The organism is Georgenia sp. EYE_87 (assembly GCF_023148685.1).
GTDB lineage: Bacteria > Actinomycetota > Actinomycetes > Actinomycetales > Actinomycetaceae > Georgenia.
Map to the genome: position 1 here is coordinate 712,652 of NZ_JAHXNL010000001.1, position 14,487 is coordinate 727,138.

14 protein-coding genes are annotated in these 14,487 nt (G+C 73.5%); 6 read left to right on the plus strand and 8 right to left on the minus strand.

Annotation, left to right across the window (positions count from 1 at the left end; all coding sequences use genetic code 11):
- Window positions 1-94 precede the first annotated feature (94 nt).
- From KZX45_RS03165 to KZX45_RS03175, 3 genes are all read left to right on the plus strand, one after another.
- Complete coding sequence (locus tag KZX45_RS03165) at window positions 95-496, plus strand: DUF485 domain-containing protein (RefSeq protein WP_248256226.1); 402 nt, start codon at window positions 95-97, stop codon at window positions 494-496.
- Window positions 496-2,079 carry a cation acetate symporter gene (locus KZX45_RS03170; protein WP_248256227.1) on the plus strand — a complete coding sequence of 528 codons (1,584 nt, stop codon included), beginning with the start codon at window positions 496-498 and terminating at the stop codon, window positions 2,077-2,079. The genes KZX45_RS03165 and KZX45_RS03170 overlap by 1 nt, the downstream gene beginning before the upstream one ends.
- A gap of 236 nt (window positions 2,080-2,315) precedes the next feature.
- Window positions 2,316-3,308, plus strand: coding sequence for an SMP-30/gluconolactonase/LRE family protein (locus KZX45_RS03175; protein WP_248256228.1), 993 nt, complete (start codon window positions 2,316-2,318; stop codon window positions 3,306-3,308).
- Between the two features lie 22 nt (window positions 3,309-3,330).
- Here KZX45_RS03175 and KZX45_RS03180 read toward each other — a convergent pair whose 3' ends face one another.
- From KZX45_RS03180 to KZX45_RS03190, 3 genes are read right to left on the minus strand one after another with little or no spacing between them, the layout of a single operon-like run.
- Window positions 3,331-4,305 (minus strand): aldo/keto reductase, encoded by a 975-nt coding sequence (locus KZX45_RS03180; protein WP_248256229.1) that lies wholly within the window; start codon window positions 4,303-4,305, stop codon window positions 3,331-3,333.
- A 53-nt stretch (window positions 4,306-4,358) separates the two neighbouring features.
- Entirely contained in the window at window positions 4,359-4,928 is a 570-nt protein-coding gene (gene idi, locus KZX45_RS03185; RefSeq protein ID WP_248256230.1) for an isopentenyl-diphosphate Delta-isomerase, read from the minus strand.
- Complete coding sequence (locus tag KZX45_RS03190) at window positions 4,925-5,722, minus strand: MBL fold metallo-hydrolase (RefSeq protein ID WP_248256231.1); 798 nt, start codon at window positions 5,720-5,722, stop codon at window positions 4,925-4,927. The genes idi and KZX45_RS03190 overlap by 4 nt, the downstream gene beginning before the upstream one ends.
- Before the next feature lie 68 nt (window positions 5,723-5,790).
- On the opposite strand from KZX45_RS03190, the gene KZX45_RS03195 reads away from it, so the two are divergent.
- From KZX45_RS03195 to KZX45_RS03205, 3 genes are read left to right on the plus strand one after another with little or no spacing between them, the layout of a single operon-like run.
- Window positions 5,791-6,837: an ATP-binding cassette domain-containing protein gene (locus KZX45_RS03195; RefSeq protein ID WP_248256232.1), complete on the plus strand. Its 1,047-nt coding sequence runs from the start codon at window positions 5,791-5,793 to the stop codon at window positions 6,835-6,837.
- Between the two features lie 2 nt (window positions 6,838-6,839).
- Window positions 6,840-7,646 carry an ABC transporter permease gene (locus KZX45_RS03200; RefSeq protein ID WP_282453251.1) on the plus strand — a complete coding sequence of 269 codons (807 nt, stop codon included), beginning with the start codon at window positions 6,840-6,842 and terminating at the stop codon, window positions 7,644-7,646.
- A 9-nt stretch (window positions 7,647-7,655) separates the two neighbouring features.
- Window positions 7,656-8,369, plus strand: a complete 714-nt coding sequence (locus tag KZX45_RS03205; RefSeq protein ID WP_248256234.1) for an acetoacetate decarboxylase family protein — start codon at window positions 7,656-7,658, stop codon at window positions 8,367-8,369.
- A gap of 47 nt (window positions 8,370-8,416) precedes the next feature.
- On the opposite strand, the gene KZX45_RS03210 is transcribed toward KZX45_RS03205, so the two are convergent.
- From KZX45_RS03210 to KZX45_RS03230, 5 genes are all read right to left on the minus strand, one after another.
- Complete coding sequence (locus tag KZX45_RS03210) at window positions 8,417-10,063, minus strand: molybdopterin-dependent oxidoreductase (protein WP_248256235.1); 1,647 nt, start codon at window positions 10,061-10,063, stop codon at window positions 8,417-8,419.
- A 74-nt stretch (window positions 10,064-10,137) separates the two neighbouring features.
- Window positions 10,138-11,391 (minus strand): aromatic acid/H+ symport family MFS transporter, encoded by a 1,254-nt coding sequence (locus tag KZX45_RS03215; RefSeq protein ID WP_248256236.1) that lies wholly within the window; start codon window positions 11,389-11,391, stop codon window positions 10,138-10,140.
- Window positions 11,392-11,719: 328 nt separating this feature from the next.
- A complete protein-coding gene (locus tag KZX45_RS03220) occupies window positions 11,720-12,499 on the minus strand; it encodes a maleylpyruvate isomerase family mycothiol-dependent enzyme (RefSeq protein WP_248256237.1) in 780 nt (259 codons plus the stop codon).
- Window positions 12,496-13,359 carry a fumarylacetoacetate hydrolase family protein gene (locus tag KZX45_RS03225; protein WP_248256238.1) on the minus strand — a complete coding sequence of 288 codons (864 nt, stop codon included), beginning with the start codon at window positions 13,357-13,359 and terminating at the stop codon, window positions 12,496-12,498. Before KZX45_RS03225 ends, KZX45_RS03220 begins: the two co-directional genes overlap by 4 nt.
- Complete coding sequence (locus tag KZX45_RS03230; protein WP_374112528.1) at window positions 13,356-14,423, minus strand: cupin domain-containing protein; 1,068 nt, start codon at window positions 14,421-14,423, stop codon at window positions 13,356-13,358. Before KZX45_RS03230 ends, KZX45_RS03225 begins: the two co-directional genes overlap by 4 nt.
- Window positions 14,424-14,487: the final 64 nt, after the last annotated feature.

A 14,487-nucleotide genomic window follows, 5' to 3' on the forward strand; every position in this document is an offset into this window, starting at 1 on the left:
ACGTGACAGGTGGTCGTGGACGCGAGCCCGGGCAGCAGGTACGTTGACGCCGGTTCACACAGCTGTGACCCCCGACACACCGCCTGGAGGCCCGATGTCAGCGCACGATCCCGAGTCTCACCTCCCGCCCCACCACAACCCGCTCCCCGAGCTCGGGGAGCCGGCCCCGGGCGGGTACCGCATCACCACGGCGGAGGAGTTCGTCGCGGCGCAGAGCTCGCCCGAGTTCGCCGAGCTGCGGCGGAAGTTCCGCACTTTCGCGTTCCCGTGGACGGTGGCGTTCCTCGTCTGGTACTTCGCCTACGTGCTGCTCTCGACGTACGCGGAGGAGCTCATGTCGACCCCCGTCGTCGGGCACATCAACGTGGGACTGCTGATGGGGCTCGCCCAGTTCGCCACGACGTTCCTGCTCACGTGGCTCTACGTGCGCCACGCCAACCGCAACCTTGACCCGCTCGCGTCGAAGATGCGGTCCGAGCTGGAGGGAGACGCCTGATGGACGTCGGAAACCCGTTCCTCAACATCGCGATCTTCCTCGCGTTCGTCGTCGTCACCCTGGTCATCGTCGTCCGGGTGTCGAAGCAGAACACCTCCGTGGGGGACTTCTACCACGGCGGGCGATCGTTCACCGGCCGCCAGAACGGCATCGCCATCGCGGGCGACTACCTCTCCGCGGCGTCGTTCCTCGGCATCGTGGGCGCGGTGGCGCTCTACGGCTACGACGGCCTGCTGTACTCCATCGGCTTCCTCGTCGCCTGGCTCGTCGCCCTGCTGCTCGTGGCGGAGCCGCTGCGCAACACGGGCAAGTACACGATGGCCGACGTGCTCAGCTTCCGGATGCGGCAGCGCCCGGTGCGCACCGCCGCGGCCACCTCGACCCTCGCGGTCTCGTTCTTCTACCTCCTGGCGCAGATGGCCGGCGCCGGCGGGCTCGTCGCCCTCCTGCTCGGCATCGACGGCAAGTTCGGCCAGGGGCTGGTCATCGCCGTCGTCGGTGCGCTGATGATCCTCTACGTCCTGATCGGCGGGATGAAGGGCACCACCTGGGTCCAGATCATCAAGGCGGTGCTGCTCATCATCGGCGCCGGCCTGATGACCGTGTGGGTCCTGGCCATGAAGGGCATGAACCTCTCGGCCGTGATCGGCGACGCCATCGCCGTCCACCCGGAGGGGGCACGGATCGCCGAGCCGATGCTGCAGTACGGCGCCTCCGACACCTCCAAGCTGGGCTTCATCTCCCTGGCGATCGCGCTCGTCTTCGGCGCCGCGGGCCTGCCGCACGTGCTGATGCGCTTCTACACCGTGCCCACGGCCAAGGAGGCCCGGCGCTCGGTCAGCTGGGCGATCGGCCTGATCGGGGCGTTCTACCTCTTCACCCTGGTGCTGGGGTTCGGCGCCGCCTACCTGGTCGGCGCCGAGGCCATCCTCGCCGCGCCCGGCGGGGCGAACTCGGCGGCGCCCGCGCTCGCCTACGAGCTGGGCGGGACGCTCCTGCTCGGCGTGATCGCCGCCGTCGCCTTCGCGACCATCCTCGCCGTCGTCGCGGGTCTGACCATCACCGCGTCGGCATCCTTCGCGCACGACATCTACAACGGCGTGCTCAAGCACGGCAACGCCGACCCCGAGCAGGAGGTCAAGGTCGCGCGCCGCACCGCGGTGACCATCGGAGCCATCTCGATCGTCGGCGGGGTGCTCGCCAACGGGCAGAACGTGGCCTTCCTGGTCTCCCTCGCGTTCGCGATCGCCGCAAGCGCGAACCTGCCGTCGATCCTGTACTCGCTGTACTGGAAGCGGTTCAACACCCGCGGGTCGCTGTGGAGCATCTACGGCGGCCTCGTCTCCGCCCTGGTGCTCATCGTCTTCTCCCCCGTGGTGACCGGCTCGGAGACGGCGATGATCCCGGGCGTCGACATCGCGTGGTTCCCGCTGTCCAACCCGGCGATCGTCTCGGTGCCGCTCGGTTTCTTCCTCGGGTGGCTGGGGTCGGTGACGTCGAAGGAGCACGACGCCGTGAAGCAGGCGGAGATGGAGGTCCGCTCGATGACCGGTGCCGGCGCCGAGAAGGCGGTCATGCACTGAGAGCGGAGCCGGTCCGACGGCGGAGGGGCGGGCGGCCGGGATCGGTCGCCCGCCCCTTTGCGTACCCCACCGGGCCCCGCCGGTCACGCACCCGGCAGCGGCGCTCACCCCGGCGCGGGGCGGACCTCGGGCGGGCTTCCCCCAGGACGGGTCTTCTGACCGGGCGGCGGCGGGCCTACGTTGGCTGCGTCCTGTAGGGCCTCCGGCCCACCGGAGGCGGAACATCGGAGTTCCCCATGGCCCGCACTCGCCTCGTCCTGTCCGCTCTCGCGGTCGCCCTCTCCCTCGGCGCGGGCGCCCCTGCCGTGGCGGGTGACGACCACCACGGCAGGGACAAGGACGACCACGGGGCGTTCCCGGACCGGATCGAGCTGCCCGACGGGTTCGCGCCCGAAGGCATCGCCATCGGGCGGCACGGCCCGCGGGCCTGGGTGGGCTCCCTCGTCGACGGCGACATCCTCGAGCTCGACCTGCGCACGGGCGACCACAAGCTGCTCTCCGAGGGCCCCGGCACCCCGACCGTCGGCCTCATGGTCGACCGGCGGGGGCGCCTGTTCGCGGCGGGCGGGCCCAGCGGCGACGCGCGGGTGATCAGCACCCGGACAGGCGACGTCCTGGCGACCTACCGCCTCGCCACGGGGAGCACGATCATCAACGACGTCGCGCTGCTCGACGGCGTCGTCTGGTTCACCGACTCCTTCGCCGCCACGCTGCACGGCGTTCCCCTCGAACGCGACGGCGACCTGCCCGACCAGGAGGAGGTGGTGCACCTGGACCTGCACGGGGACTGGCGCCAGGTCCCCGGCTTCAACGCCAACGGCATCACGACCACCCCCGACCGCGAGTCGCTCCTCGTCGCGAACACCGCCGTCGGCACCCTCTACCGGGTCGACCCGGACACCGGTGAGGCCGACGAGGTCGACGTCGCCGACATCCCGGTGACCGTGCCCGTGCCGGACGACAGCGGGCCGGTCCCGTTCGGCGACGGCCTGCTGCGCCGGGGCCGGACCCTGTACGTCGTGCAGAACACCGCCGACCAGGTCGCGGTGCTGCGCCTCGACGAGGACGGCGAGCGCGCCCGCCTCCGCGAGATCCTCACCGACGCCGAGTTCGACTCCCCCACGACCGTCGCCGTCTACCGCGACTCGCTGTACCTGCCGAACGCGCGCTTCAGCGACCCCCCGCAGCCGCCGGACGCCGAGTACTGGGTCACCCGCATCGACCGTTGACCGGGGCGGATCGCGACCGTCGTCAGAAGAGCGCGACCCTCGGCACCCGCGGGAAGAGCTCGTCGAGCTCGGCCTCGTCCTCGGGCGTGGGCACCCAGGACGCCGCGCCGGCGTTCTGGCGCACCTGCTCCGGCGTCGTCGCCCCGGCGATGACGCTGGCGACGGCGGGGCGCGAGGCGAGCCAGGAGAACGCCACCTCCACCTCCGTCAGGCCGCGCTCGCGGGCGAAGCTGCCGAAGCCCCGGAGCTGGTCGTAGTCGGCGCGCTCGAGCAGCTCCTGGCGCGAGCGCGTCAGCCGACTGCCCGCCGGGGCGGTGCCGCCGCTGTACTTGCCGGTCAGCAGGCCGTTGGCGAGCGGGAAGTACGGCAGCACGCCGAGTCCGTAGTGCTCGGCGGCCGGCACCACCTCGAGCTCGGCGCGGCGGTCCAGCAGGTTGTAGTGGTTCTGCGCGGAGACGAACGGGGTCCAGCCGCCCTCCCGTGCCACGTGCGCGGCCTCAGCGATCTGCCAGCCCGCCCGGTTGGAGTGCCCGACGTAGCGGACCTTCCCGGAGGTCACGAGGGTGTCGAGCGCGGCGAGCGTCTCCTCGACGGGCGTGAGCGGGTCGGGCGTGTGGAACTGGTACAGGTCGATCCAGTCGGTGCCCAGGCGCCGCAGCGACGCCTCCGCCGCGGTGACGATGTAGCGGCGCGAGCCCCGGGCGCCGAAGTCCGGGCCGTTCGCGCCACGCATGTCCATGCCGAACTTCGTCGCCACGACCGCCTCGTCGCGCCGGCCGGCGAGCGCGCGCCCGAGCAGCCGCTCGCTCAGGCCGGGCTCCCTGCCGTAGGTGTCGGCCGTGTCGAAGAGGGTGATGCCGGCGTCGAGGGCGGCGTGGACGACGGCGGTCGCCCCCTCCGCGGACTCCGTCGCCGCACCCGCCCGGCCGAGGTTGTTGCAGCCGAGGCCGACGACGGAGACGGTCAGGCCGGAACGGCCGAGGCGTGTGTGGTCCATCCTCCGACCCTAGGAAGAGCACCCGGGGCGGACCAAACAGCGCGGCGTCCGTCTCACCGCGAGGCGAAGAGCTCCGCGAGGCGCGGGTCGGCGAGCTGGTCGACCAGCCACGGGCTGAACGCCCACGGCGCCGCCGTGACGGCCGCGAGCAGGTCCTCGGGGCGGACCCACCGGTGTTCGGCGACCTCGGTCGGGTCGGGGCGCGGCTCCCCCAGGGCGCGCGCGGTGTGCACCGGGCAGATCTCGTTCTCGACGATGCCGGAGGCGTCGACCGCGCGGTAGCGGAAGTCGGGGAGGACGACCACGGGCTCGCCGACCGCCACGCCCAGCTCGTGCCGACCGCGGCGGTGCACCGCGTCCGTCATCGACTCCCCGGGCGCGGGGTGGCCGCAGAACGCGTTGGTCCACACGCCCGGCCAGGTGATCTTGGTCAGGGCACGCCGCGTGACCAGCACGCGCCCGGCGTCGTCGAAGAGGTGGCAGGAGAACGCGAGGTGGAGCGGGGTGTCGCGGGTGTGCACGAGCGCCTTGTCCGCGGTGCCGACGGCGGTGCCGTCCTCCGCGAGCAGCACCACCTCCTCCACGGGCGCCCGTCGCGCCGTCGGCGTGCTCAGGTCGGTCATCGCTGCCCCCGGTCCAGGACGATTCGGAGATGGTCGAGCTGGGCCCGCACGCTCATCGTCGCCGCCCGGCGCCGGTCAGCGCCCAGGTGGGTGCCGTACACGGCGGTCACGACCTCGTCGACGTCGTCCGCCCCGCCCTCGACCGCCGCCCGGATCTCCTGCAGGCGTTCCAGGCGGTGCTGCTGCAGGCCGGCGAGGACGGCGGCGGGGTCGTCCACGGCGGGGCCGTGCCCCGGGGCGAGCCGGGAGACGAGCCCCTCGTGCACCGCCGCGGCGAGCCGGTCGAGGCTGTGCAGGTAGTCCGTGAGGTTGCCGTCCGGCCAGGCGAGCACGCTCGTGCCGCGGCCGAGCACCGTGTCGCCGGTCAGCAGCAGCCCGTCGGCGGGCAGCAGGAAGGACAGGGAGTCGGCGGTGTGACCAGGGGTGGCCAGCACCTCCACCGACAGGTCCCCCAGGTCCAGCCGCTCACCGTCCGCCAGGGGCGCGTGGCCGCCGCCGCGCACGGGGGCGCCGGTGCGCCCGGCGATCGCCTCCACCGCGCCGCTGTGGTCGCGGTGGTGGTGGGTGAGCAGGACGAGGCCGACCCGTCCGCCGTCGGCGGTCGCGGCCTCCAGGACGCGCGTGACGTGGTCGTCGTCGGCCGGGCCGGGGTCGACCACGACCACGTCGCTGCCGCCCGGCTCACGCAGCAGCCAGGTGTTGGTCCCCTCGAGCGTCATGACGCCCGGGTTCGGCGCGAGGACGCAGGTGGCCCGCTCGCTCAGCGGTCCCCCCGTCCAGGTCGTGGGGCTCATGGCGCCAGGGTATCCGGCGCCGGAAAAACTGCTGGGCAGCCCGCGGCCGCGCGCGTACCTTCGACGTTGTGAACCACGCCATCCAGGCCCTGGGACTGGCCAAGCGGTACGGGGAGGTCGTCGCCCTCGACGACGTGAGCCTGGAGGTTCCCGCGGGCAGCGTCCTCGGTCTGCTCGGCCCCAACGGTGCGGGGAAGACCACCTGCATCCGCATTCTCACCACGCTCCTGCGCCCGGACGCCGGGGAGGCCCGGGTGGCCGGCGCGGACGTCCGGCGGGAGCCGGGGCTCGTGCGGGAGCGGATCGGCGTGTCGGGGCAGTACGCGGCCGTCGACGAGTACCTGACCGGGTTCGAGAACCTCGACATGATCGGGCAGCTCTACCACCTGGGCCGGCGCCGCTCGCGCGAGCGGGCCCGCGAGCTGCTCGCCCAGTTCCGGCTCGAGGACGCGGCGGACCGCCCCACCAAGACCTACTCGGGCGGCATGCGTCGTCGTCTCGACCTGGCCGGGGCGCTCGTCGCCGACCCGCCGGTGCTCTTCCTCGACGAGCCCACCACCGGGCTGGACCCACGGTCGCGGCTGGACATGTGGGAGGTGATCCAGACCTTGGTGGGGGGCGGCACCACGGTGCTGCTGACCACGCAGTACCTGGAGGAGGCCGACCAGCTGGCCGACGACATCCTGGTGATCGACCACGGCCGCACGATCGCCCGCGGCTCGGCCGACCAGCTCAAGCGCCAGGTCGGCGGCGAGCGGCTGGAGATCGTGATGACCGACGTCGCCCAGCTCGCCCGGGCGCGCGCGCTGCTCGAGCCGCTGGCCACCGGTCCGGTGACCCAGGACGAACGGACCCGCCTGCTCGTGCTGCCCACCGCGGGGGGCACCGGACCGCTCGTGGACGCCCTGCACCTCCTCGACGACGCCCGTCTCTCGGTCGACGACATCGGCGTGCGGCGTCCCACCCTCGACGACGTCTTCCTCGCCCTCACCGGTCACGCGGCCGAGGAGGGGGCGGACGCCGACGGCGCAGCCTCCGCCCTGATCGCCGGGCAGGACGGCCGGCCGGGCGGGCGGGGGCGCCACGCCCGCGAGACCGCGAGGGAGCCGCTGTGAGCCTGCGCACCGCCGTCAACGACGGCAGCGTCGTCGCGCGGCGCAACCTCATCAAGATCAAGCGGGTGCCCGACCTGCTCGTCTTCACCACCCTGCAGCCCATCATGTTCGTGCTGCTCTTCGCGTACGTCTTCGGCGGGGCGATCGACGCCGAGGGCGGCGGCGCGGCGTACCGGGAGTTCCTCATCGCCGGGATCTTCGCCCAGACGGTGGTCTTCGGGGCCACGATCACGGGGGCCGCGCTGGCGGACGACATCAAGAAGGGCATCATCGACCGGTTCCGGTCGCTGCCGATGTCCGGCTCCGCCGTGCTCGTGGGACGCACGTTCGCCGACGTCGTCAACAACGTCCTCGTGCTGGTCGTCATGGGACTCACCGGCCTGCTCGTCGGTTGGCGGATCCGCACCTCGGTGCCCGAGGCGTTGCTGGGCTTCTTCCTGCTGCTGCTCTTCGCCTACGCGATCTCCTGGCTCATGGCGTGGATCGGGATGCTGGTCCCCACCCCGGAGGTCGTCAACAACGCGGCCTTCATCGTGATCTTCCCGCTCACGTTCGTGGCGAACACCTTCGTCCCTCTCGACTCCCTGCCCGGGCCGCTGAAGACGTTCGCGGAGTGGAACCCCGTCTCCGCGGTCACGCAGGCCGCGCGGGACAACTTCGGCAACCCCGACCCGAACCCGCTCGCGCCGGAGCCGACGTCCTGGGCGCTGCAGAACCCCGAGCTCTACACCGTCCTGTGGGCCGGGGTGTTCCTGCTGATCTTCGTCCCGCTCGCCACCTGGCAGTACCGGCGGTCGGCGAGCCGATGAGGCGCGCCCGTGCGGCCGTGGCCGGGTGAGCCGCTGGTGTCCTCGGAGCTGCCCCTCGTCCCTGGGGCGCCGGAGTCGGCGCTGCCGTCGGACGTGCAGCTTCCCGCGGACGTCCCGGCGGCCCCCTGGCGGTGCATCTTCGACGGCGTGATCTGGATGCAGCGCGCAGGTGCGGGCGTGACCGCGCTCCTGCCGGCGCCGTTGCGGCAGGCGGCCACCCCGCGCCTGCTCATGGGCGCCCACCTGCACTACACCGACACGCCGGTTGGGCCCTACTCGGAGGTGTTCGCCGCGCTCGTCGTCCGTGCGGGCGTCCGCCCGGCAGCCCACGTGCCGTTCATGGCCGTGGACGACCTCCGCAGCGTCCGCGGCGGGCGGGCGAACTGGGCCCTCCCCAAGACGGTCGCCCGCTTCACGGGCGACCCGGCGGTCAGCGGAACGCTCGAGGCCGTGGGCCAAGGATGGCGGATCGAGACCCGTGCCCGCGCGCTCGGGCCCGCGCTCCGGCTCGTCATGGGCCTGCGGCTGGCGCAGGTCCGGCCGGACGGGACCGTCGCGCGCTTCTCGACCACCATCTCGGGCCGGGCCCGGCTCGCGTCCGCGGCGGTTCGGTCGCGGTCCGACCATCAGCTTCCCGTCTGGATGCCGCCGGGGAGGCACGTGGCCCTGCAGTGGCGGGGCGCCTCGCTCACCGTCACGCCGGCCGTCCGGCACGCGCCCTGAGACGGGGACCCGGGGATCGCTCCCCACCACGAGGCCGTCCAGCCCACCTACGCCTCCACCCGGACCTCCACCCGGTGCAGCCCGGTGGCGCCGTCGGGGGCCGGCGGCCGGCGCTGGCTGGTCTGGACGATGCCTTCGAGCCCGGTGGCCCGCACCTCGAGCGCGTGGTCCCCGGCAGGGGCGTCCCAGCGGAAGAACCACTGCCGCCAGGTGTCGACGCTGACCAGGTCGCCCAGCTCAGCCGGCTGCCAGTCGCCGTCGTCGACCCGCACCTCGACCTTGCCGATGCCGGTGTGCTGCGCCCAGGCCACGCCCGCCACGACCACCTCGCCGGCCCGCCGGGTCCGGCCGGGACGGGGGACGTCGATACGCGAGGCGATCTTGACCGGTGCCTTCGCAGACCATCCGCGGGTGGTCCAGTAGGCGACGTCGTCGGCGAACCTGGTGACCTTCAGCTCGCTGACCCACTTGGTGGCCGAGACGTACCCGTACAGGCCGGGCACCACGAGCCGCACCGGGTAGCCGTGCTCGGGCGGCAGCGGCGCGCCGTTCATCGCGACGGCGAGCAGCGCGTCGCGCTCGTCGGTGAGCACCTCCAGCGGGGTCGAGGCGGTGAACCCGTCGACGCTGCGCGAGAGCACCATGTCCGCCCCCGGGGCCACGCCCGCCCGGGCCAGGACCTCGCGCACCGGCAGGCCGAGCCACAGGGCGTTCCCGACGAGGTCGCCGCCCACGCTGTTCGACACGCAGCACAGCGTCACCCACGCCTCGACGAGGTCCTCGGCGAGCAGGTCGTCCAGGCTCAGCGTCACCTCCCGCTCGACGAGGCCGTGGACCCTCAGCGTCCAGGTGGCCGGGTCCACCCGCGGGACGACGAAGGCGGTGTCGATCCGGTAGAAGTCCTCGTTCGGTGTGCGGAAGGGGGCCAGCCCGTCGATCCGCAGGTCTGCCCGGGCGGGCAGCGGGGGCGCGGGGGTCGCCGGGGCCGGCAGGGCGATCGGCGGCGACGGCGTGCGGACGCCCGCCACCCGGGTCACCGTGGCGCCGGCGAGGGCGACGCCGGCGACCGCACCGGCGCCGATCAGCAGACGCCGGCGGTCCAGCGGGCGGGGGCCCGTCGGCCACTCCAGGCCGGTGGGTCCGCGCGCCGCCGAGCCTCCACCCGAGGCCGCCGGGGCGGGCCCGTGCGCCGCCGTCGCCGACTCCCCCGCCGACGGGACCAGGGCGGGCGGCGCGAGGGCCCCGGCCACCGGGGCCCCGTGCCCCGGCTCCCCCACCCTCGGGGCCAGGGCGGGCAGCGCGAGCGCCCCGGCCGCCGTGCCCGCCACCACCGGCCACACGGCGCCCCATCCGCCGTCGGGACGGCTCAGGGTCGCGGCCGCGGCCACGAGGCCGAGCAGGACGAGGACGGCGGACCCGCGCCACCGCACCGTCCGCTCGGCCAGGCCTGCCACCACCGCCAGGGCCCCCAGGACGAGGATGATGCCCGCGCCGAGCGCGAGCTTGTCGGCCGTGCCGAACCAGGCGATGGCGAGGTCCTTGAGCCAGGCGGGGGTGCGGTCGATGAACGCCTCGGCGACGGCCTCGACGGGCCCTGGCCCGCTGCCGGCAACCCGGACGAGGAGCTCGGCCAGCGCGATGGAGCAGCCCGTGACGACGAGCCCCACGAGCCCCGCACCTGCGCGGCCGGCCATGCCAGAAGCCTAGTCGCGGCGGGTGCGCGGCGGGTGGCGGGCTCCCGTCCCGCCGCCCGCCGGTCGTGGTGCGGTCAGTGCGCGATGACCCGCTCGGCGTCGTGGGTGACGCCGAAGTGGCGCCAGATCCCGGCGAGCATCAGCGCCGAGACGACGGCGCAGGCGCCGAAGAGCAGGAAGTTCGACCCGACGCCGAGCCCGGCCGCCAGGAGCAGGCCGCCGACCTGGGGCGCGAGGACGGCTCCGATGCGGCCCATGCCCAGGGCGAAGCCGAGGGCGGTGCCGCGCAGGTGCGCCGGGTAGTAGGTGGCGACGGCCGCGATGATCAGCGCCTGAGTACCGTGCGTGCCCACCCCGGCGAGCACGAGGATGACGTAGACCGCCCACACCGGCGGGGTGGTCAGCAGCGCGAGCAGGGCGACGCCGGCGAGGCCGGCCGCCACCACGCCGGTCGGGACGGTGCCGTACCGGTCGCCGGCCCAGGCGGTCACCACGGATCCGGCGACGGCGCCCAGGTTGAGGGCGAGGGCGAAGGTCAGCGCGGAGCCCAGGTCGTAGCCGGCGATCTCCATGAGGTTCGGCAGCCAGGTGCCCAGCCCGTACCAGGCCATGAGGGTGACGACGGTGGCGCCGGCGAAGAGGACGGTGATGAACAGGAAGGGCGGGCGCAGCAGCGTGCCGAAGCCGGGGCGGTGCTCGTGGTCGACGTGCGTGCTGCGGTCGTGGTCGGCCGGGATGACCTTCCAGGCGACGGGGACAAGGATCACCAGGGCGACGAGCGCGAACGCGAACATCGGCCGCCAGCCCCACGCGGGGATCACCGGGATGCCGACCACCGCCGCGATCGACCCGCCGATCGGCACACCGGACATCATCAGCGTGGCGACCGTTGCACGCCACCGCTGAGGCACGAGGTCCGCGGCCAGCGCGTTGGCGCTGGGCACCAGACCGCCGAGGCCGAGACCCGCCAAGAAGCGCAGCGCCCCGAAGGTGACGGGGTCCGGCGCCACCGCGCACAGCACGGTGAAGACCGAGAGGACGACGGCGGAGCCGATGATCGTCAGCTTCCTGCCGAAGTGGTCGGCGAGCCGGCCGGCGCCGAGCGCTCCGAGCATCATCCCGAGGAAGGCGACCGACCCGAGGGTTCCGGCCGCGGCGGAGTCCAGCGACCACTCCTCGCGGAGCCGGGCCTGGACGGTGCCGTAGACGATGAGGTCGTAGCCGTCGAAGACGACGAAGAGCCACGCCACCACGACGGCGGCGAGCGAGGTACGTGCCGCGGTCCGGGTGCCGCCGGCGGACCGGGTGGTTTCGGGCGCCAGTGCCATGAGAGTCCTTCGGTCTGGCCGACGTCGGGCGCCGGCGGTGCTGCTGCAGGGGCGCCGGCCACCGCTCCCGTCGAGGGAGGTGGGGCGCTGGGTGGAGGAGAGGAACCGGTCCGCCATGTCGGACCAGGCTTCGGGGCGCCCGGCCTGGTGCGGCGGGCGTCGATGGCGGCGCCAGGCAGGCGCCGCGCCCTGGGGTCGACGGCCATGTCCGTCAGGACACGTGGCAGTCGCTCACGAAGGTCGCTCACGAAGGTCGCGCAGGGTGTCGCGGGGACCGGAGGGCGCGGGCGGTACGGCGGCCCGTCCGTGACGGGCCGCCGTGGTCCGGTCAGAACCAGCGCGGGATCTCCGGCAGCTCGCCGGTCGAGCTGGTCAGCCGGCGCGCGCCGCGGCCGGTGAGCCAGCGGACGAGGTCGGCGGTGGTGCCGGTGATCGTCGGGCCGGTGCCCTCCCCGACTGTGACCTTCCGGTCCCGGTCGGTCGGGGCGAGGACGAGGTCGGCCTTCTCCTCGCGCCGGGCCCACGCCCGGATGACGTCGGCGAGCAGCTCGTCGAGCAGGTCGGGCGGGAAGTCCCGGAACGAGCCGGCGTTGTCCAGGTCCACGGCGTGGACCCACACCTCCCGGGCGCGCATCCACGCGGTCTCCCGGGCGGGCACGGTGCGTCCCTGGGCGGTGCGGACCTCGTGGTCCCACTGCTCGTCGGTGAGATCGCGCCACTCGACGTTCAGGTGGACCTCGGCGTGGGCGAACAGGTTGCGCAGCGCCCGGGCGGGGAGGGTGGCCCCCCGGTCGATCTCGGTGTTGCGCTGGGTGGTCGAGGCGTACATGGGCGTCTCCACGCCCGTGCGCGCCCACTCGCACAGCCGGGTCAGCGCGCGGGCGTTGTACCCCACGTGCGCCACCAGGTGCGCCCTGGTCCAGCCGGGGAGCAGGCTCGGCCCGTAGAGCTCCTCGTCGGTGAGCTCGTTGAGCTTCCGGGCGAAGTACGCCGTGCCGGTCCGCGCCCACGCGAGCTCGCGCGCGGGGGCGTTCTCGGAGTCGTACCGCGCGCCGGCGCCCTGCCGCCGCCGGAGCTCCTCGCGGGCCTGCTCGAGCGAGGTGCTCATGCGCCCACCGTGGCGGGCGTCTGCGCGGCGCCGCCCGCCACCTTCTCCTCGACCGCGAGGTTGACGAGCTCGCCGATGCCGTCGATCGACACCGACACCGTCTGGCCCGCGGTGATGTAGCGCCCGGGCTTCCGTGCGTGGCCCACACCGCCGGGGGTCCCGGTGGCGATGATGTCGCCGGGGTTGAGGGTGAAGATCGTGGAGATGTACTGCACGAGCGCCACGGCGTCGAAGACGAGGTCGTCGATGCGGGTGCGCTGCATCTCCTCGCCGTCGAGGCGGGTGACGAGCTCGGCGTCGGCCGGCAGCTCGTCCGGGGTGACGAGCACGGGGCCGAGCGGCGTCGAGCTCTCCCACGCCTTGCCCTGGAACCATTGCGGGGTGCGGTACTGGTAGTCGCGCATGGTGATGTCGTTCATCACCGTGTACCCGGCGATCGCGTCCCTCGCCTGCTCCGCGTCCGCGCGGCGGACGCTCTTGCCGACGACGACGACGAGCTCGCCCTCCCAGTCGATCTTGTCCGACTCCGGCGGGATCTGGATCTCGTCGCGCGGGCCGATCAGGGCCTCGGGGAACTTGGTGAACAGGGTCGGGTACTCGGGCAGCTCGCGGCCCATCTCGAGGATGTGGTTGCGGTAGTTCAGGCCGACGCAGACGATCTTGCCCGGTGTGGACACCACGGGGGCCAGGTCCGCCGTCGCCAGGTCGTGCTCGGCGCCGGACGCCCCGGCCGCGGCGGAGAGGTCGCCGCGGCGCAGGAGGTCCCCGACGTCGGTGAAGCCGGCCAGCTCGACGGCCTTGTCGCCGTCGACGCGGGCGGCAACGGTGCCGGAGGTGGTGCGCAGGGTGGTCAGCTTCATCGGTCGGTCCCCTCGATGTACGTGCGGTCGAAGTGCAGACGCTCCATGATCGGCGCGTCGGAGAAACGGAAGAGGTCGAACTGGGTGTCGGCCTGGAGCGACCACGGCACCCACGACGGGATGACGAACATGTCGCCGATCTCGAGCTGGTTCTCGGTGCCGTCGATGACGACGGAGCCGGACCCCTCGAAGACCTGGAAGACGGTCGAGCCGACCTCGCGGCGCGTGGCCGTGACGGCGCCGGCGCGCAGGCGGTGAAACTCGGCACGGATGGTCGGCATGACGTCCCCGCCGGTGGTGGGGTTGACGTAGCGCACGGCGGCGTGGCCCTGCTCGACGGTGGCCGGCTGGCCCTCCTCCTCCAGCAGCAGCTGCTCGGTCAGCGCGCGGTCGGTGTGCTCCCACCGGTAGGCGCCGATCGGGGAGGAGACGGTGTTCTGCAGGCCGGAGAGCGGGCGCAGGCCGGGGTGGCACCACAGCCGCTCGCCGCGGGAGTAGTTCGGCGTCGCGTAGTCGGTGACGCGCTCGGAGCCGAACTCGAAGAAGCCGACGTCGTTCTGGTAGGAGAACGGGATGTCGAGGCCGTCGATCCAGGCCATCGGCTTGTCGGTCTCGTTGTGGTGGCCGTGGAAGTTCCAGCCCGGCGTCAGCAGGAAGTCGCCGCGGCTCATCCGCACCGGGTCGCCGTTGACGACGGTCCACACGCCCTCGCCCTCGACGACGAAGCGGAAGGCGTTCTGGGAGTGCCGGTGCTCCGGCGCGGTCTCCTTCGGGCCGAGGTACTGGATGGCGGCCCACAGCGTCGGGGAGACGTAGGCCCGGCCGCCCAGGCCCGGGTTCGCCAGGCCGATGGCGCGGCGCTCGCCGCCGCGGCCGACGGGCACGAGGTCGCCGGAGCGCTGCGCCAGCGGGTAGAGGGTCGACCACTTCCACACGTGCGGCACCGCCTTGGGCGCCGGGTGCATGGGCATGAGGTCGTCGATCTGGGTCCACAGCGGGACCATGTGGTTCGCCTCGAAGCCGGCGTAGAGCTCGCGCAGCTCGGGGGTGTCCTCCGGCTGCATCGCGTTCTCGACGTCGCCGTGCTCCAGGGGCTGGTCGGTGGTGGTCATCGTCTCGACTCCTTCG